This window comes from Hoeflea sp. Naph1 (assembly GCF_046837775.1).
Taxonomy (GTDB): domain Bacteria; phylum Pseudomonadota; class Alphaproteobacteria; order Rhizobiales; family Rhizobiaceae; genus Hoeflea.
In genome coordinates, this window is sequence record NZ_CP177286.1 from 4327303 (window position 1) to 4347171 (window position 19869).

The following is a 19869-nucleotide window of genomic DNA, read 5'->3' on the forward strand; positions in this document are numbered from 1 at the left end:
GTACCAACGCACGCGTCAGCGTTCGGCTTTCGATCTGCGTCGTCTCAGCAGCGCCGGCGCAAAAATCACCCCGAAACCGCCAAACGCCGCCATCCAGGCAAAAGCTGCGACATGCAGCGCAAGCGTCTGGCTATCGGTCATGGTCGCAAGAATGCGAACAACAGCCGCGACCAGCACCGATACGAAAATGAAGACACCGGAGCGGCCTGCCTGCAATGCCTGCCCGGTATGCCCAAGCGAGGAACGCACCATCATCGCCAAAGTCATCACGCCAACCGCGCCGACGCTGAGCGCGTGCACGCCAGCCACCTGCGAAACATGGTCTGGCCAGAGAATGGCCGCTGCGATCAGGGCAAAGCCGACCGGCACAAAAAAGTAGCCCACATGCAGGATCCAGACCAGCGGATCACGCAGTGCGCGCTCGCCCGCCCAACGCCCCACCCGGAGCAATTGCAACAGGGCCGCAACCGCCATAGTTGCCGCAGTCACCATCGATTCCGGCGCCGCCGTCCAGAACCCAAGGGCCAGGACCCCGACGGCAATCGAGACAACGTCAAAACGCGAGAACGCTGCCGGTAAACGCCCCGGGTTTTCCCGCACCAGCCAGTTCCGGGTAAAGCTCGGGATCACCCGCCCGCCAATCAGCATGATCAGGCTGATTGCGGCCAGTGCAGCCAGCCGACGGCTGTAATCGGAAACGCCTTCAAAATGCGCTTCCAGGTGAAAGGCGATATTGGCCAATGTCAACACCAGCAGCGGCAGCAGCACTTTCAGATTTCGCCAGTTTGCGCCGGCAATGATTTCGCGGGCAATTACCATCGCCACGGCGATCAGAAACGACACGTCAATGGCCAGTGCCGCCTGCCAGCCTATGTACGACGAGAATGTCACCGCAAGTCGTCCAGCCAGCCAGATCAGCACGAGCACAAGCAAACCGTTGCCCTGCAGCGGCATCCGTCCGGTCCAGTTCGGAACTGCTGTAAACAGGAATCCAGTGACAATCGCCGGCAGAAAACCGAAATACAGCTCGTGGACGTGCCAATCGGTGGGCGCAAACAATGTCGAAAGACTCAACTCGCCATAAAACTGCGGCAGCCACAGCAGAATTGACAGCCCCGAATAGAGCGCGCCAAACAGGAAAAACGGGCGAAAACCGTAACTCAGAAGTGCCGGGCCGGCGTAGTCGCGGGTTCGAGGAATTGCCATGATCAGATCCACATTCGTTAATTTCGCGCGCCGCCACCTTTGGGTTGCGTTGGCGCGGCTATGTCCCTAACAGTTTCGCTCGCGGGGTCTTTGCATTGTCGCAAACTGGAGAAAACCATTGAGCCGTCTCGATCCTTCCCTCATTGCCGATCTGCCGCCTTTTTCGGGTATGGATCGCCAATCTCTGGAGGGCATGCTTGCCAAGGCCGTCTCCATCCGGCACCCGAAGGCTTCGCATATTTTCAGGGAGGCCGAAAAGGCAGATTCGTTCTTTTTGCTTCTTGACGGTTTTGTCCGCGTGGTCAAGGTGACGCCGGATGGCGAACAGGTCATCATCCGCTATATCGCCGCCGGCGAATTGCTGGGAATTGCCAAGGCGCTCGGCCGCGAAACCTACCCGGCAAACGCGGTGGCGGCTGCCGATTGTGTTCTGCTGGCCTGGCCTTCGTCCACCTGGGATGACATCGTTGCGACCCACCCGGGTTTTGCGACCAATACCTATGCACTGGTCGGTGAACGGCTGATCGGCACCCAGGACCGCGTTGTCGAACTTGCCACCGAGCGGGTCGAACAAAGGGTTGCCAACGCCGTTCTCAATCTCGCCAGGCAAACCGGACGCAAGACCGAGGATGGGATCCTGATCGACTTCCTGATTTCCCGTCAGGACATTTCCGAGATGACCGGAACCACGCTCCACACAGTTTCCCGCCTTCTCAGCGGTTGGGAATCCAAGGGCTGGATCAAGAGTGGTCGCCAGCGGATTACGCTGATTGAAGGACACGAGTTGATGATGCTGGCAACGGCGCGCAGTTGAAACGGCTCAACTCTCGTCAGCGGGCGCGATAGCGGAATTGAGCAGTTCGAGCAGCGCCTCGGCATCGCGCGAATGCTCACGCGCAGCATCACCAACGTTGTGAAACGAACTCAAAACGCACCCGACGCAATGCATCTTCAATGCCAGCAACACGGCAATCGTCTGCGGATAGCGGTTCATCACCACATCCATTGGCGTGTCGAGTGTTATGTCCTGCCTGCCCATCAAGGTTCCCAAGTCGCTCAAACCTAAGGTTAGCAGGCTTGGCCGGGTCCAGTTTGATCCAACGCAATCAACTTCGAATTGGCACTGACAGCGCAGTTAGGACGGATGGCTTCAAGAAAGGCAGCAGTCGTTACACTCCGGATCCGAACGTCTGCGCGGCCGTTAGGGTTAATTTTTCATTGCGTTTGCTTGCCCCCCGAAAGAATGCATTTTTCAAGCGTCCAACCCGGAGTGCTCGGCATGATGCTGACAGCAAAAATCAAGAAACTGCTTCTCCATCCTGTGCCCGCGGTTGTAGCCGTGGTGATGTGTACGGCGTTTCTCTATTTGCTCGAGCAGGCAATCAACCACATGCCATTCGTCATGTTTTCCGTCATGGGCATGGCGACCGTGATCTTCCTTCTGAGCCGCAAGATCTATTTTTCGATCTACACTGCGCTCACGCTGACAACGCTGATTTCCGTTGCCTCGGTTCTCAAGTACCGTACCAAAGGTTTTGATCTTCATGTCTACGACGTGATCTTCACCGGCACCGACCCCAAGGCGTTCGCCTTTCTGCTTGATGAATTCACCATTTACATCGTCCCGTTTGCCGGGTTGATGTTGTGCGCAGTGCTGGTGCTATCTCTGATCTTCATCTGGGATCGCAAGAGCGCGATAACAGCGCCATGGCGGGCCGGGTTGATGGCCGCCACCTTCGCGCTGATCCCGGCGAGCTATCCGCTAAGGGCCGATGAACCACGATATTTCCATTATCTCGGCGGTTTCAACGCATCCGCCTTTTTCGTCTCGTTCCTCGACATCAAGGACGCCGCTCTCGGGCGCGGCATCGGCGACAAATTCGCCAAAATGCCAGCCGCCAAACCATTTGCCGCCTCTGACACGTGCGAGACAGCAGGATCCAAGCCGGATCTGTTCGTGGTCCTCAGCGAAAGCCAGAGCGACTTAAGCCGGCTCGGCGAGTTCGGGATTGACGAACACTTCTCGCAGCAATTCAAATCCGGCGATGGAAAATCCCACGGCCTGCGGGTTGAAACATTCGGCGGTGGAACCTGGATTTCCAACTTCTCGTTCCTGACCGGGTTGTCCAGCCTGGATTTCGGCTGGCAAGCCCCATATCTGACCACAGCGATGGAGGGCCGGGTCAATTATTCGCTTGCCACCGAACTCAAGCGCTGCGGCTATCGGACCGCTGTGCTGATGCCGATGAAGTACAATTTCGTCAATGAAGGTCCATTTTTAAAGTCGATCGGCGTTGACGAAATCCTCGACTATGATCGCATTGGCGCCAGTGAATATGCCCACCATGACAGGTTCTATTACGAGGCCGCCCGCGCCTTCATCGAGGAGCATCGCAAGACCGACGGCAGGCCGCTGTTTCTTCAGGTCCAGACCATGTTTGCGCATTCGCCCTACTCTGCTCACTTGGCCCTGTCCTCACCGGTCGAAGACATCGAAACCGACAGCTCCGATTTGGACGAGTATATTCGGCGGGTTGACCAGGCCCAAGAGGATTTCCGCTGGTTCCTTGGTCAGGCCGAGGCGGACAGCAAGCAACGGCCTTCCATCGTCCTCGAATTCGGGGACCATCAGTCCTTCGCAACACGTGATCTCATCACCCGCCTGCACCCTGATTTTGCCATCGATAACCTGTCCTCATCGGCCTACCAGACCTTTTTCACGGTTCACGGCTACGGCTTGAATGTCGACATGCGGCCATTCGAGTTCGCCAATCTGGATATCGGTTATCTCGGCGTCTCTTTGCTGGAGGCCGCCGGTTTGCGGGAATCACCCATGTTTGCCGATCTTGCAGCACTCAGGGATCGTTGTAACGGGCGGCTTTACTATTGCACGGACCGAATTGCAGTCGATCAGCATCTAAATCGACGTATCGCCTCGGGATATCTCGTCGTCGAGTAACACCTGCAAATTCACGTGAATATTCAAGCGTAGTCACTGTAAATTCGCTTCTGCGAACAATGCCAGGGATTGCGATAATTGCGACCCAAACGCACAAAACTGCCAATCTAATGGATTTAAATGCTGGATATTGGTGGTGAATTCGTTCATTGCTGGTTTTCTCGCTGGCCCCATTGGCGCGCATCGCGCATCTTTGACGCCGACAACCGATGATCTGGAAACCATTGATGATCACCAAATCTGCCCTCGCCGATCTTCCCTCGCCCGCCCCACGCAGCGCCGACCCGGCAGCGCTGGCGGCCGAGATCATCGAACGGCTCACCTATTCGATCGGCAAGGACGCCAAGATCGCCAAACCGCATGACTGGATGACTGCTACCATTCTGGTGATCCGCGACAGGGTGATCGACAGATGGATGGCGTCGACACGGCAGACCTATGAGAGCGGCAGCAAGCGAGTCTATTATCTTTCGCTGGAATTCCTGATCGGCAGGCTGACGCGCGACGCAGTGTCCAACCTCGAAATGCTCGACGAGGTCCGCGAAGCACTGCAATCGCTTGGCGTGGATTTTGACGCAGTAGCCGCCCTGGAACCTGACGCGGCCCTCGGCAATGGCGGACTGGGGAGGCTCGCCGCCTGCTTCATGGAATCCATGGCCACGGTCGATGTTCCCGCCTATGGCTACGGCATCCGCTATGTTCATGGCCTGTTTCGTCAGCAGATGAGCGATGGCTGGCAGGTCGAACTGCCGGAAAACTGGCTGGCCCACGGCAACCCCTGGGAATTCCAGCGCCATGAGTGCGCCTACGAAATAGGTTTCGGCGGCACCGTCGACACCGTCGATGACGGCACCACCGGGACCCAGCGCTACGTCTGGAAGCCACTGGAACGCGTGATCGCCGCTGCCTACGATACACCGGTGGTCGGCTGGCGGGCCAAGCGCGTCAATACGCTCAGGCTCTGGACTGCACAGCCAATCGACCCGATCCTGCTCGACGCCTTCAACGCCGGTGATCACATCGGCGCCCTGCGCGACAGCAACAAGGCCGAAGCACTCACCCGGGTGCTCTATCCGGCTGACCAGACCCCAGCCGGGCAGGAATTGCGGCTTAAACAGGAATATTTCTTCTCCTCCGCCTCGTTGCAGGACATCCTGCGCCGTCACCTGCAGCAATATGACGACCTGAGTTCGCTGCCCGACAAGGTCGCGATCCAGCTCAATGACACCCATCCGGCGATTTCGGTGGCAGAATTGATGCGGTTGCTGATCGATGTTCACGGCATGGAATTCGACCCCGCCTGGGACATCACCCGCAAGACCTTCAGCTACACCAACCACACGCTCCTTCCCGAAGCGCTGGAAAGCTGGCCGGTGCCGTTACTTGAACGGTTATTGCCCCGTCACATGCAACTGGTTTACGCCATCAACGCCATCGTATTGCAGCACGCCCGCAAGGTGCGCGGCTATGACGACGAACAGGCCCGCTCGGTCTCGCTGATCGATGAAGGCGGTGAGCGTCGTGTCCGGATGGGCAATCTGGCCTTCGTCGGGTCGCATTCGATCAATGGCGTGTCGGCGCTGCACACCGATCTGATGAAAAAAACCGTGTTTTCCGATCTGCACGGTCTCTACCCGGACCGCATCAACAACAAGACCAACGGCATCACCCCGCGGCGCTGGCTGATGCAGTGCAATCCCGGGCTGTTCTCGCTCATCCGCGAGGCCATCGGCGACGAATTCATGGACGATGCCGAAGCGCTTTCCGCGCTCGATGCCTTTGCCGGAGATTCCGAGTTCCGCGCCCGCTTTGCCGCGATCAAGCGTGAAAACAAGGCACAACTGTCAAATCTTGTCGCCCGCCGGATGGGTATCAAGCTCGATCCGTCGGCGATGTTCGACATCCAGATCAAGCGGATTCACGAATACAAGCGGCAATTGCTCAACATCATCGAGACCGTGGCGCTGTACGACCAGATCCGCTCGCACCCCGAACTCGACTGGGTCCCGCGTGTGAAATTCTTCGCCGGCAAGGCGGCGCCGAGCTATCACAACGCCAAGCTGATCATCAAGCTCGCCAACGACGTGGCGCGGGTGATCAACAATGATCCCGCCGTACGCGGCCTGCTCAAGATCGCCTTCATCCCCAATTACAACGTCTCGCTGGCCGAAGTGATGGTGCCGGCCGCTGATCTGTCCGAGCAGATCTCGACCGCAGGCATGGAAGCCTCGGGCACCGGCAACATGAAGTTCGCCCTCAATGGTGCGCTGACCATCGGCACGCTTGACGGCGCCAACGTCGAAATCCGCGAATGTGTGGGCGAGGACAATATCTTCATCTTCGGGCTCACCGCCGACGAAGTCGCCGCGCGCCGCGCCGAAGGCCATGAGCCCCGCGCCATCATCGAGGCATCAAGCGAACTGTCGCAAGCACTGACGGCTATTTCGTCGGGCGTTTTCAGTCAGGACGACCGTGACCGTTTCACCGATCTTGTCGCCGGGCTTTACGATCATGACTGGTTCATGGTCACCGCCGATTTTGACGCTTACGCCAAGACCCAGCGCCAGGTTGACGCTTTGTGGGTTGACGAAGAGGCGTGGTATAGCCGTACTATCATCAATACCGCGCGGGTTGGCTGGTTCTCATCAGACCGCACAATCCGCCAGTATGCGAAAGAAATCTGGAAAGCCGGCCCATGAAACAAAAGGGAACCGTGCGCGACGCCGACAAGACTGGCTTCAGCCTGCCTGTGGATGAAGCAGAAGCAATCGCTTCGGGAGCGCATGAAGACCCTTTTTCTGTTCTCGGATTACACGACCACCAGAAAGGCATGATCGCCCGCGCCTTTATCCCCGGTGCCGATTCTGTCGAGGTCCTGACTTTGGCCGGCGAGCCTGTTGGTCAACTTGAACAAGGTGCGGTCGCAGGCCTGTTCGAAGGCCGGGTCAACCTCAAGCAACGCCAACCACTACGCTATTCCGCCACCAATGCGACCGGCGCCTGGCAGATCGGTGATCCCTACAGCTTCGGACCGGTGCTCGGGCCGATGGATGATTATTTTATCGCCGAGGGCTCGCATCTGCGGCTGTTCGACAAGCTTGGCGCACATCCGATCACGCATGAAGGCGCGGAAGGCGTGCATTTCGCGGTCTGGGCGCCCAATGCCCGCCGGGTTTCCGTCGTCGGCGATTTCAACGACTGGGACGGGCGCCGTCATGTCATGCGCAAGCGCAGCGATGTTGGCATCTGGGAAATATTTGCCCCCGACGTTAAACCCGGCGCCGCCTACAAGTTCGAGATCATCGGGCCGGACGGGCAGAAACTGCCGCTCAAGGCCGATCCCTACGCACGGCGCGCCGAATTTCGGCCGGCCACGGCGTCCATCGTCGCTGCCGACCTCGATCATGAATGGGGTGACCAAGCCCACCGTGAGCACTGGAGCAAGGTCGATGCCCGCCGTCAGCCGATGTCGATCTACGAGGTGCACCCGGGTTCCTGGCGCCGCCACGACGACGGCTCATTCTTCTCCTGGGACCAGATGGCTGCCGAACTGATCCCCTACTGTGTGGAGATGGGCTTTACGCACATCGAATTTCTGCCGGTTTCCGAGCACCCCTATGATCCGTCCTGGGGCTATCAAACCACCGGGCTTTATGCGCCATCGGCGCGTTTTGGCGAGCCTGCGGGGTTTGCCCGGCTTGTCGATGGAGCCCACCAGGTCGGTGTCGGTGTCATTCTAGACTGGGTGCCTGCACATTTTCCGACAGACGCTCACGGCCTGTCGCATTTCGACGGCACCGCGCTTTACGAGCACGCCGATCCGCGTCAGGGTTTTCACCCGGACTGGAACACGGCGATCTACAATTTTGGCCGGCGGGAAGTGGTGTCGTTTCTCGTCAACAACGCGTTGTTCTGGGCCGAGGCCTATCATGTCGACGGCCTGCGGGTCGATGCGGTAGCCTCGATGCTCTATCTTGATTATTCCCGCAAGGAAGGCGAGTGGATACCCAACAGGGATGGCGGCCGTGAAAACCTCGAAGCCGTCGATTTCCTGCGCAACATGAACAAGGCGGTCTACGCCACCCATCCCGGCATCGTCACGATTGCCGAGGAATCCACCTCGTGGCCCAAGGTATCGGCGCCGGTGCATGAGGGCGGGCTGGGCTTCGGGTTCAAATGGAACATGGGCTTCATGCACGATACCCTGTCCTACATGAGCCGCGATCCGATCCATCGCAAACACCATCATGACGACCTCACCTTTGGCCTGCTCTATGCCTTTTCGGAGAACTTCGTGTTGCCACTCTCCCACGACGAAGTGGTGCACGGCAAAGGGTCGCTGCTAACCAAGATGCCCGGCGACGAATGGCAGAAGTTCGCCAATCTGCGCGCCTATTACGGCTTCATGTGGGGCTATCCCGGCAAGAAGCTACTGTTCATGGGCCAGGAATTTGCCCAGCGCGGCGAATGGAGCGAGGCCCGGCAGCTCGACTGGGATCATCTCGACGACCCCCGCCATCACGGCATGCAGGACCTTGTGCGTGACCTCAACAAGCTCTACACGCGCTTGCCCGCGCTTCACGCCCGCGATTGCGAGCCGGAAGGTTTTGAATGGCTGATCGCCGATGACAGCGCCAATTCGGTGTTTGCCTGGGCCCGCCACGCGCCGGGCGAAAAACCGATAGTCGTCATCTCGAACTTCACACCCAACGTTCACACAAACTACCAGGTGCCGATGCCCGAGGGCGGAACCTGGCGCGAGATATTCAATTCCGACGCCACCATCTATGGCGGCTCCGGCAAGGGAAACATGGGCGAAGTGACCACGCGTCTGGAGGACGGACGCACCGTTACCGAGCTGACACTGCCGCCATTGGCAACGTTGATGTTGACGCCCGGTTGAACCGGGTGCGGCCAAAACCGAACGGGAGGAAGACATGGAGCAGAAAAGGGTCCAGCCACTGGCGCGTGACGCCATGGCCTATGTACTGGCGGGCGGCCGCGGCAGCCGACTGAAAGAACTCACCGACGTTCGCGCCAAACCGGCTGTCTATTTCGGCGGCAAGACACGGATCATCGACTTCGCCCTGTCCAACGCGCTTAATTCCGGTATTCGGCGTATCGGCGTGGCGACACAGTACAAAGCCCACTCGCTGATTCGCCACCTGCAGCGCGGTTGGAACTTCCTGCGGCCAGAGCGCAATGAAAGCTTCGACATTCTGCCCGCCAGCCAGCGCGTTTCGGAAACGCAATGGTATGACGGCACCGCCGACGCGGTGTTTCAGAACATCGACATCATCGAGAGCTATGCGCCCAAATACATGGTCATTCTGGCGGGCGACCACATCTACAAGATGGACTATGAATTGATGCTGCAGCAGCACGTCAATTCCGGAGCCGACGTGACCGTTGGTTGCCTCGAGGTGCCGCGCATGGAAGCCACCGGCTTCGGCGTCATGCATGTCGATGCCAGCGACACGATCATCGACTTTGTCGAAAAGCCCGCCGACCCGCCGGCCATGCCCGACAAACCCGATATGGCGCTGGCCTCGATGGGCATCTACGTCTTCAACACCGACTTCCTGATGGACGAATTGCGCCGTGATGCCGAAACTCCCGGTTCGAGCCGTGATTTCGGCAAGGACATCATTCCCTACATCGTCAAGAACGGCAAAGCGGTGGCTCACCGGTTTACCGATTCCTGCGTCCGCGAAACCCCCAGCCACGAGGCCTACTGGCGTGATGTGGGGACCGTTGATGCCTATTGGCAGGCCAATATCGATCTCACCGACATCCTGCCGGAACTCGATCTTTATGACCGCTCCTGGCCGATCTGGACGTATGCGGAAATCCGTCCACCGGCAAAATTCGTGCACAACGAAGACGGCCGTCGCGGCATGGCCTTGTCATCACTGGTGTCGGGCGATTGCATCATCTCCGGCGCCGAACTAAATCGGTCATTGTTGTTCTCCGGCGTCTTGTGCCGATCCTATTCGACGCTCAGTGAAGCGGTGGTGCTGCCCGAATGCGTGATCGGCCGCGGCGCCCATCTGTCCCGGGTGGTGCTTGATCGCGGTGTCAAGATTCCGGCAGGCCTGATCGTTGGCGAAGATAAGGAGCTCGACGCCAGCCGCTTCACACGCACCGAATCGGGTATCTGCCTGATCACCCAGGAAATGCTCAACCGCGCGGGGCTGATTTACGAATGAAGGTTCTTTCCGTCGCATCCGAAGTCTACCCTCTGATCAAGACTGGAGGGCTTGCCGATGTCACCGGCGCCCTTCCGGCGGCACTTGCCGGCCATGGCATCGACATGCGCGTGCTGCTGCCGGGCTACAGACCGGTGATGGCGAAAATCCGCAAGCCGACCCCGGTGATGGAGTTCGATGACCTGTTCGGCACCACCGCCTCGGTTCTCGCCTGCACTGTCGACGACATGCAGTGCCTGGTGCTTGATGCGCCGTTATTTTACGATCGCGACGGCGGCCCCTACGCGGATGCGACGGGCCTCGACCATCCAGACAACTGGCGGCGCTTTGCCGCTCTTTGCCGGGCCGCGGCCGATATTGCAGAAAACGGCGTAGGCGGCTGGGTACCGGATCTGGTTCATGCCCATGACTGGCAGGCGGGTCTCGTTCCGGTCTACCTAAAGCAGGGCAAGGCTGCGGCCACGCCCACGGTGATGACGGTTCACAATCTCGCTTTTCAGGGGCAGTTCGGCCCCGAAATCTTTCCTGAGCTGGGTTTGCCGGCATCGGCATTCTCGGTCGAAGGGCTCGAGTATTACGGCGATGTCAGCTTTCTCAAGGGCGGCCTGCAACTAGCCTCGGCGATCACAACGGTGAGCCCGACCTATGCACAGGAAATCCGTACGGCCGAATTCGGCATGGGGCTTGATGGCCTGATCAACGCCCGCGCCGCGGATTTGTACGGGATCGTCAACGGCATCGATACCGGCGTCTGGAATCCCGGTACCGATCCGATGATCGCGACCAATTACGCGGCCGGCAAATTGAAGAAGCGGCAGGCCAATCGCAAAGCCGTTGCCGAGCGGTTCGGACTGGCAGATACCGATGGCCCGGTCTTCACCGTCGTCAGCCGTCTGACCTGGCAGAAGGGCATCGACGTGCTCGCCGAGATTGTCGACGACATTGTCGCCATGGGCGGCAAGCTGGCGGTGCTGGGTTCCGGTGATGTGGCACTCGAAGGGATGCTGCTTGCAGCCGCTGCCCGCCATCACGGCAAGGTCGGACTGGTGATTGGCTACGATGAGCCGTTGTCGCACCTGATGCAGGCCGGTGGTGATGTGATTCTGGTGCCATCCCGTTTCGAACCCTGCGGGCTGACCCAGCTTTATGGCTTGCGCTACGGCAATGTCCCGCTGGTAGCGCGCACCGGCGGCCTCGCCGACACCGTAATTGACGCCAACGAGGCAGCCAGCGCCGCCCGTGTCGCCACCGGTTTCCAGTTCGCCCCGGTCACGCCCGATGCGTTGCGCGAAGCCATCCGCCGGGCGATCCGCGCATTCAGCCAGCCCAAAGTGTGGGCGCGATTGCAAAATCAGGGCATGAAGGCGGATGTTTCCTGGGACCGAAGCGCCACCCGTTACGCCACGCTTTACCGCGAACTCCTTGCCCTACAGAGATGAAATTGATGATCCGGACCGTAAAAATCAGCCCCTTCCCCGACCAGAAACCCGGCACGTCGGGACTGCGCAAGAAGGTTCCTGTGTTCCAGACACCTGGCTATACCGAAGCCTTTATCCAGTCGATCTTCGACAGCCTCGATGGCTTCAAGGGCGAAACCCTGGTGATCGGCGGCGATGGCCGCTACTACAACCGGCACGTCATTCAGACCGCAATCAGGATGGCGGCAGCCAATGGCTTTGGCCGGGTGCTGGTCGGACAGGGCGGGATCCTGTCGACACCGGCAGCCTCGCATCTGATCCGAAAATCCGGAGCCTTCGGCGGTCTGATCCTATCGGCCAGCCACAATCCCGGCGGCCCGACCGAGGATTTCGGCATCAAGTACAACATATCTAACGGCGGCCCTGCACCGGAAAAGCTCACCGATGAGATTTTCGCCCGGACCGGGGAGATCGACCGCTACCTGATCGCCGGTTTTGACGATGTCAATCTCGATCAGACCGGCACATTCGAGGCCGGAGGCATGGCCGTCGAGATCGTCGATCCGGTCGCCGATTACGCCGACCTGATGGAGACCCTGTTTGATTTTGACGCCATGCGCTCCCTGATCGCCGGTGGCTTCAGGGTCACCTTCGACGCCATGCATGCCGTCACCGGTCCCTATGCCAGCGAGATCCTGGGGCGTCGCCTCGGCGTAGATTCCAAACTCATCTACAACGCAACGCCTTTGGAGGATTTCGGCGGCCACCACCCGGATCCCAACCTGGTTCACGCCAAGGCTTTGTTTGACCGGATGATGGCTGACGACGCGCCCGATTTCGGCGCAGCTTCCGATGGTGACGGCGACCGCAACCTGATCATCGGCAAGGGCATATTCGTCACCCCCTCGGATTCGCTGGCGATACTGGCCGCCAACGCCCATCTGGCGCCGGGTTACAAGGGTGGCCTGAAGGGCATCGCCCGTTCGATGCCGACCAGCGGCGCAGCCGACAGGGTCGCCGAAAAGCAGGGCGTCGAAATGCACGAAACGCCCACCGGCTGGAAGTTCTTCGGCAATCTACTCGATGCCGGACGATGCACCATCTGCGGCGAGGAAAGTGCCGGCACCGGCTCCGATCACGTGCGCGAAAAAGATGGCCTCTGGGCGGTGTTGCTGTGGCTCAACATTCTCGCCGTCCGCAAGCAGAGCATGATCGACATCGTCCGTGATCACTGGGCTCAGTTCGGCCGCACCTATTATTCGCGACATGATTACGAGGCAATCGACACCGGTCGCGCCAACCAGTTGATACAGGCGCTCGAAGGCGGGATTTCGGACCTCGCCGGCAGGCAGGTCGGATCGCTGACCATCGAACGTGCCGACAGCTTCACTTATCACGATCCGGTCGATGGCTCGGTCAGTCACAATCAGGGCCTGCGGATCTTTTTCGAAGGTGGATCGCGGCTGGTGTTCCGGCTGTCAGGCACCGGCACGTCGGGCGCTACGCTGCGGGTCTACATGGAACGCCATGAACCCGATCCATCCCTCCATGACCAGGAAACCCAGGCGGCCCTCGCCCCGGTGATCGAAGCCGCCGAGACGCTGGCCGAAATTGGAAAATGGACCGGACGCGAAGCGCCGACTGTCATCACCTGATGAACGGAACCGACGAATTGAACCGGCCCGTAAGGCCTGGCGCGGAGCCGACGGCAAATGGTGTGCAATTTGCCGTGCGGGCGCCGGGGGCGACATCGGTTTGCGTCTGCCTGTTTGACGATGCCGACCGGGAAACAGGACGTACGGATCTAACCATCGGCCCGGAAGATTATTTCACCGGCTTTATCCCCGGCATCGGCGCAGGCGCACGCTATGGTTTTCGCGCCGACGGCCCTTGGGCGCCCGAACAGGGCCATCTGTTTGACGCCAGCAAACTGCTCGTCGATCCCTTTGCTGTGCGGATTGACCGACCCTTTGCCTATGATTCCCGCCTGGGCACATTCGGCGAGGATACGGCAACTCTAGTGCCGAAATCGGTGGTTGAATACAAACTGCCGGCGCTGAATCCGGCCAGGCCGCAATTCCAACCGAGCGACTTGATCTACGAACTGCCGGTGCGCGCGTTTACGTTGCTTCACCCCGATATCCCCGAAGCTGACCGCGGCACGCTGCGGGCCCTCTGCCATCCCGCTATCATCAAGCATCTTGCTTCCCTGCACATCGGCGCGGTGGAACTGATGCCGATCGCCGCCTGGATTGACGAGCGCCATCTGCCGCCACTGGGGCTAACCAATGCCTGGGGCTACAACCCGGTCACCATGCTGGCGCTGGACCCGCGACTGGCGCCCGGCGGCATTGCCGATCTGCGCCAAGCTGTTGACGCGCTGCACCAGGCCGGGATCAGCGTATTTCTTGACGTGGTTTTCAATCACACCGGCGAAAGCGACGCTGACGGGCCGACGTTGTCGATGCGCGGGCTTGGCAACGCCACTTACTACCGCCATCACCGGGACGATCCGGGATCGCTGATCAACGACACCGGCTGCGGCAACACGCTGGCCTGCGACCGACCCGAGGTCCAGGAACTGGTGCTCGCCTCCATGCGCCATTTCGTGACTCAGGCCGGTATCGACGGTTTCCGCTTCGATCTCGCCCCGATCCTTGGGCGCGACCCGGACGGGTTTTCGCCGGGTGCGCGCCTGCTGCAACAGATTGTCGATGATCCGGTGCTGCATGACCGGGTCATGATCGCTGAACCCTGGGATATAGGTCCCGGCGGTTATCAGCTTGGCAATTTCGGCCCCCCCTGGCTCGAATGGAACGACCAGGCCCGCGACGATATCCGCCGTTTCTGGCGGGGAGACGCCGGCATGACCGGTGCGTTGGCAACACGTCTGTCGGGATCCTCCGACATCTTTGCCAGGGACAGTGCTGTCAAAACCCGAAGCGTCAATTTCGTTTCGGCCCATGACGGCTTTCCGCTGGGCGATCTGGTGGCCTACGAAACCAAGCACAATGAAGCCAATGGCGAAGCCAACCGCGATGGCCATGATGCCAATTATTCCTGGAACAACGGCGTCGAGGGCGCCACAGATGATCCGGACATTCTCGCTGCGCGGGAAGCCGGTGCGCAAGCGCTGATTGCCACCCTATTTGCCAGCCGCGGCACCATTCTGCTGACCGCAGGCGACGAATTCGGCCATAGCCAGGGTGGCAACAACAATGCCTATGCGCAGGACAACCCGATCACCTGGCGCAATTGGGAGCATATAAATCATCAGCGCTTGGCCTTCACCCGTGCCTGGGCGAAACTCAGGGCCGAATCACCGTTGCTCGAACGGACGCATTTGCTGTCTGATGCCAACGGAACGGATAATCCAGACCAGGTTGCCTGGCTGACTGCGGAAGGACAGCCGATGACACCGGCCGAATGGGAGGACCCTGCACGCATGGCCTTCATGATGGCGCTCGGACCAGCGGGAAACCGCCTGCTGGTTCTGTTCAACCGCGGGACACAGGCCCTGTCTCCTAATCTTCCGGCAACAACCGGTTGCTGGAGCCCGGCAATCCCGGACTTAACCCGGGATGAAAACGTTCCCGCCCGCACGGTCATGGCCTGGAATGAAACAGCCCCGGCTTCATAGAACAACCCGTTGCCCGGATCATGCCAAATGCGGGCGGGCGCCATTAGCTGCCTTAAGGAGAATCTCGGTGGTTCGAGAAATTTCAATTTCAGAAATCGAAGATCTGGTCGGCTCCGAACTGGGGGTTTCCGGATGGATCGACATACCGCAATCGCGCATTGATCAGTTTGCCGATGCCACCGACGATCATCAGTTCATCCATGTAGATCCGGCTCGGGCGGCACAATCCCCGTTTGGCGGCACCATTGCCCACGGATTTCTCACCGTGTCTCTGTTGTCGGCAATGCAAGCTGACGCGGTGCCGCAATTTCGTGAACCGACCATCGGCATCAATTACGGCTTCGAAAAATTGCGTTTCATGGTGCCCGTCCCGGTGGAGGCGCGGATTCGCGGCCGCTTCGTGTTGAAGGAAGCGCGGATGAGGGCGCCAGGACTGCTAATGACCACCTATGGGGTAACTGTCGAAATCGAAGGCGGCAAAAAACCGGCCATGACCGCGACCTGGCTCACCGTTTTCCAGTTCGATCCCAAGGACGTGCCGCAACGCGACAGCTCGGAAGCCGAACTCTAAGCCAGGCAGTCCTTGGCCGTTTCCGACAGGAACCCGAAGGCGTAGTCCGAGAAGGAGCGCCAGAATTCGACCCGGTACTCCGTGTCTCCGGTTCTCAGGATCACCACCTCGATCTTGCCCAGCACCGTGCGCGTGGCGGCGCCCACCGGGAACACCCGATCACTCAGATTCTGCGGGCATCCGCCCTCGAGCGTGGCGCGCGCACCCTTGCCGCTGACCAGGATCGCCGTATTGCGATGCGACACATCCACCGCCGAATGCAGCACTTTTGCCTTGGCCAGCGCCGCCAGCGGATCGCCTCCGCCGCTCTCGTCGATGATCAGCCATTCGTCGGGACCGAGCCACAACGCCCAGAGGCCTTTGCCATTATTGGCAGATGTCTTGGGTAACAATGGCAGCGCGAGGCCGAGCGTCTTCGACAGCGCCTTGGCATCGGCAGGGTCAGCCCTCAACGAGACGCGGGTGGCAGGTTTTGCCGGTGCCAATGCAACGCCGGCTGAGCCGCTGATACGCTCTGCAAGCGGGTCGGTACGGGTAGCTTGAGCGGATTTAGCCATTCAGGCGCACTCCCTCTTTGTCAAAGAACACCGTGTCGGTGATTTCCACTTCAATCGTCCGCTCTGGCATCGGCACATAAAGTGTCTGGCCCTTGAGCGCCCGTCCGTCAGCAACCAGCCCCATGGCGATCGAACGACCGCAATTCTCCGACCAGTAGGAGGAGGTGACATGCCCGATCATGGTCATCGGCACGGTCTGGTTCGGGTCGGCGACAATTTGCGCGCCTTCCTCCAGCACGATATCCGGATCCTTGGGCATGACGCCGACCAATTGCTTGCGCCCGGCTGACACCAGATCCGGCCGTTTCATGCCGCGAATGCCGACAAAGTCAGGCTTTTTCTTCGCTACCGCCCAGTTCAGCCCGGCATCATCCGGCGTCACCGTGCCGTCGGTATCCTGACCGACGATGATGTAGCCCTTCTCGGCACGCAGCACATGCATGGTCTCGGTGCCATAGGCACAAGCACCCAGAGGTTCTGCCCGCGCCCAAAGCGCCTTCCACACCGCCTCGCCATAATCAGCCGGCACATTGACCTCGTAGCCGGCTTCCCCGGTAAACGACATCCGAAACAGACGTGTCGGCACACCGCAGATCTTGCCTTCACGCACGCTCATATGCGGCATTGCCTCATTGGACAGATCAATACCCTCGACCAGGGGCGCGACGATCTCCCTTGCCTTCGGCCCCTGCACGGCAATCACCGCCCACTGCTCGGAAGTCGATGTCAGCCAGACCTTGAGATCCGGGAATTCGGTCTGCAGATAATCTTCCATGTGATGCATGACCCGAGGCGCCCCGCCGGTGGTCGTGGTCACATGGAACCGGTCTTCAGCCAGTCGCCCGACAACGCCGTCATCATAGATGAAACCGTCTTCGCGCAGCATGATGCCGTATTTGCACCGGCCCGGCTGCAGCTTGTCCCAGCCATTGGTGTACATGAGATTGAGGAATTGCGCGGCGTCGGGGCCAACAACCTCGATCTTGCCCAGCGTCGTGGCATCGAACATGCCTGCAACTTCGCGCACCGTGCGGCATTCACGATTGACAGCCTGGTGCATGTCCTCACCGCCGCGCGGATAATACCAGGCCCGCTTCCACTGGCCGACATCCTCGAACACCGCCCCGTGCTCAACTTCCCACTTGTGCATCGGCGTGTGACGGGCCGGATCGAACAGCGATCCCCGCGAGTGATTGACGATCGTGCCAAAGGTGACCGGGGTGTAGGGCGAGCGGAACGTCGTCAGCCCCACTTTCGGCAGCGGCTTGTCGAGCATCTCGGCGGCAATCGCCAGCCCGTGGATGTTGGAAGTCTTGCCCTGGTCGGTGGCCATCCCGGTGGTGGTAAAGCGTTTGACGTGCTCGATCGAATGCATGCCCTCGCGCACCGCGAGCCGGATATCCTTGGCGGTGACATCGTTCTGAAAGTCGACAAAGGCCTTGACGGTGGTGTCGGGGCCAGCGCCACCGGCCGACCCCATCATGCTGCCAACCCAGGAGGTTCCGGCTACCGCTTTTGGCGCCTTCCATGCGCGCTTTGCGCCAATCCCGGCGGCTTTGGCGGCACGATGGCCAGCCTCGGCAGCGCTAGCTATGGCTTCGCCAAGCTCATCGACACCCTTGCAGGCGCCGACACTTGTGCAATCCTGCACATCTACTCCGGGCAGGAAGCGTTCGGTTGCCTCGTCCCAGACCACCTTGCCGCGCGACTGCGAATACATGTGCACCGACGGCGTCCAGCCGGCCGACATGATCAACGCATCGATTGCAATATCGCGTCTGGCGCCGCCCGAAGCTTTGCCGACCTTCATCGATTTCACCCGCAGCCCGCCCGAGGTGTCGAGCACTGCCTGGCCGGTAAACACCTCGATCCCAAGCGCCTTGGCCCGCGCCAGCAGCGCCGGGTCAGGGTCCGGGCGCACATCAACGATTGCCGGAACAGAAACGCCCGCCTGCTTGAGATCAAACGCTGCGTGCCAGGCCGAATCGCAGGCCGTATAGACGCCTACCTTGGCGCCAACGGCGGCGCCGAAATGATTGAGATAGGTCCGCGCTGCGGAAGCCAGCAGGATGCCGGGGCGGTCGTTATTGGCAAACACCATGTGCCGCTCGATCGCGCCAGTGGCGATTACCACCTGTTTGGCGCGCACCTGCCACAACCGTTCACGTGGCAACGCCGGGTCCGGATTGGCCAGGTGCTCGGTCACCCGTTCCACCAGGCCCACATGATTCTGCGCCTGGTAACCGAATGCAGTAGTGCGCGTCAGAACCCGGACATTGTCCATCCCGGTAAGCTCTGCAGTTACGGCCCGCGCCCAGTCCCAGCCTGACTGGCCATCGATTTCGGCATCAATCTCGTGATGGAATGCGCCACCGGTTTCCGCCTGCTCGTCGCACAGGATCACCTCGGCACCGGCATGGGCGGCCGCAAGCGCCGCAGACAACCCGGCAGCACCACCGCCAATAACCAGCACGTCGCAATGGACGTAATGATTGGCGTAGTGATCGGGATCCGGCTCGCTGGGCGCAACACCAAGCCCCGCCGCCGCGCGAATGATCGGCTCGTAGATCTTCTTCCAGGCCATTTTCGGCCACATGAAGGTCTTGTAATAGAACCCGGCCGCAAAAAACGGCGACGCAAGACCGTTGATGCCACCGACATCGAAGGCAAGCGACGGCCAGCGGTTTTGCGACTTTGCCTGAAGCCCGTCGAACACCTCCTGAACCGTGGCTCGGACATTCGGCGTCCGCCGAGCCGCATCACGGCCCACATCCATCAGCGCGTTGGGTTCTTCCGATCCGGCCGAGAGCATGCCGCGCGGCCGATGATACTTGAAGGACCGTCCGGTCAGATGCACCCCATTGGCGATCAGCGCTGAAGCCAGCGTATCCCCCTCAACCGCCGAAAAAGCCTTGCCGTCAAAAGTAAAGCGAAGGCTCTTGGCAGGTGTCAGCCGGCCCTTGCCACTGATTCGGTTCGCGCCGCTCATTGGACCGCTCCTTTTGTCCGCACGATCCCGTCAGCGCCGCGCGCAACATCGACGCGAGGTTCGCCAGACTTGTAGGTGGTGACGAACTTGTCGCTGACCGTATCGCGGACCGCGTTGAAAAAACGCCCGCAGCCGTGAATGTGGCGCCAGCGCTCATAGGCCACGCCCTTCGGATTGGTACGAATGAAGAAAAATTTCTCGAATTCATCATCGCTGATCTCGGCGATATTCCTGGGACGTTCGACATGCGCCTCGCCCGCGTTGCGAAATTCGAGCTCGGGCCTTTCTTCCAGGCAGTAGGGACAATGGATCAGAAGCAT

General features: G+C 60.1%; 14 protein-coding genes. 9 read left to right on the forward strand and 5 right to left on the reverse strand.

Annotated features, from left to right (window positions below; all coding sequences use genetic code 11):
* Window positions 1-15 precede the first annotated feature (15 nt).
* Window positions 16-1206: an NnrS family protein gene (locus ACK6D9_RS20790; protein WP_412049938.1), complete on the reverse strand. Its 1191-nt coding sequence runs from the start codon at window positions 1204-1206 to the stop codon at window positions 16-18.
* Window positions 1207-1324: 118 nt separating this feature from the next.
* Here ACK6D9_RS20790 and ACK6D9_RS20795 point away from each other — a divergent pair, with 118 nt between their 5' ends.
* Window positions 1325-2020, forward strand: coding sequence for a Crp/Fnr family transcriptional regulator (locus ACK6D9_RS20795; RefSeq protein ID WP_412049939.1), 696 nt, complete (start codon window positions 1325-1327; stop codon window positions 2018-2020).
* 6 nt (window positions 2021-2026) lie between these two features.
* Here ACK6D9_RS20795 and ACK6D9_RS20800 read toward each other — a convergent pair whose 3' ends face one another.
* The gene (locus tag ACK6D9_RS20800; protein ID WP_322989976.1) at window positions 2027-2245 is read right to left on the reverse strand and encodes a DUF1858 domain-containing protein; all 219 of its coding nucleotides are present in this window, start codon (window positions 2243-2245) and stop codon (window positions 2027-2029) included.
* A gap of 240 nt (window positions 2246-2485) precedes the next feature.
* On the opposite strand from ACK6D9_RS20800, the gene ACK6D9_RS20805 reads away from it, so the two are divergent.
* From ACK6D9_RS20805 to ACK6D9_RS20840, 8 genes are all read left to right on the forward strand, one after another.
* Entirely contained in the window at window positions 2486-4165 is a 1680-nt protein-coding gene (locus tag ACK6D9_RS20805; RefSeq protein ID WP_412049940.1) for a sulfatase-like hydrolase/transferase, read from the forward strand.
* 227 nt (window positions 4166-4392) lie between these two features.
* Window positions 4393-6864 (forward strand): glycogen/starch/alpha-glucan phosphorylase, encoded by a 2472-nt coding sequence (locus ACK6D9_RS20810; protein ID WP_412049941.1) that lies wholly within the window; start codon window positions 4393-4395, stop codon window positions 6862-6864.
* Entirely contained in the window at window positions 6861-9068 is a 2208-nt protein-coding gene (gene glgB, locus ACK6D9_RS20815; RefSeq protein WP_412049942.1) for a 1,4-alpha-glucan branching protein GlgB, read from the forward strand. Before ACK6D9_RS20810 ends, glgB begins: the two co-directional genes overlap by 4 nt.
* Before the next feature lie 34 nt (window positions 9069-9102).
* Window positions 9103-10374, forward strand: a complete 1272-nt coding sequence (gene glgC, locus ACK6D9_RS20820) for a glucose-1-phosphate adenylyltransferase (RefSeq protein WP_322987695.1) — start codon at window positions 9103-9105, stop codon at window positions 10372-10374.
* Window positions 10371-11813, forward strand: a complete 1443-nt coding sequence (gene glgA, locus ACK6D9_RS20825; RefSeq protein WP_412049943.1) for a glycogen synthase GlgA — start codon at window positions 10371-10373, stop codon at window positions 11811-11813. Before glgC ends, glgA begins: the two co-directional genes overlap by 4 nt.
* A gap of 5 nt (window positions 11814-11818) precedes the next feature.
* Window positions 11819-13447 (forward strand): alpha-D-glucose phosphate-specific phosphoglucomutase, encoded by a 1629-nt coding sequence (locus ACK6D9_RS20830; protein ID WP_412049944.1) that lies wholly within the window; start codon window positions 11819-11821, stop codon window positions 13445-13447.
* Entirely contained in the window at window positions 13447-15432 is a 1986-nt protein-coding gene (gene glgX / locus ACK6D9_RS20835) for a glycogen debranching protein GlgX (RefSeq protein ID WP_412051870.1), read from the forward strand. Before ACK6D9_RS20830 ends, glgX begins: the two co-directional genes overlap by 1 nt.
* A 67-nt stretch (window positions 15433-15499) precedes the next feature.
* On the forward strand, window positions 15500-16003 hold the full coding sequence (locus ACK6D9_RS20840; RefSeq protein ID WP_412049945.1) for a MaoC family dehydratase: 504 nt from the start codon (window positions 15500-15502) through the stop codon (window positions 16001-16003).
* Here the strand turns inward: ACK6D9_RS20840 and ACK6D9_RS20845 are convergent.
* Genes ACK6D9_RS20845 through ACK6D9_RS20855 form a run of 3 tightly spaced genes read right to left on the reverse strand, consistent with a single transcriptional unit; the run spans window position 16000 to window position 19869 of the window.
* Entirely contained in the window at window positions 16000-16560 is a 561-nt protein-coding gene (locus ACK6D9_RS20845; protein WP_322987691.1) for a sarcosine oxidase subunit gamma, read from the reverse strand. The two genes, ACK6D9_RS20840 and ACK6D9_RS20845, sit on opposite strands and share 4 nt — an antisense overlap.
* The gene (locus ACK6D9_RS20850) at window positions 16553-19549 is read right to left on the reverse strand and encodes a sarcosine oxidase subunit alpha (RefSeq protein WP_412049946.1); all 2997 of its coding nucleotides are present in this window, start codon (window positions 19547-19549) and stop codon (window positions 16553-16555) included. The genes ACK6D9_RS20845 and ACK6D9_RS20850 overlap by 8 nt, the downstream gene beginning before the upstream one ends.
* Window positions 19546-19869: a sarcosine oxidase subunit delta gene (locus tag ACK6D9_RS20855; protein ID WP_412049947.1), complete on the reverse strand. Its 324-nt coding sequence runs from the start codon at window positions 19867-19869 to the stop codon at window positions 19546-19548. Before ACK6D9_RS20855 ends, ACK6D9_RS20850 begins: the two co-directional genes overlap by 4 nt.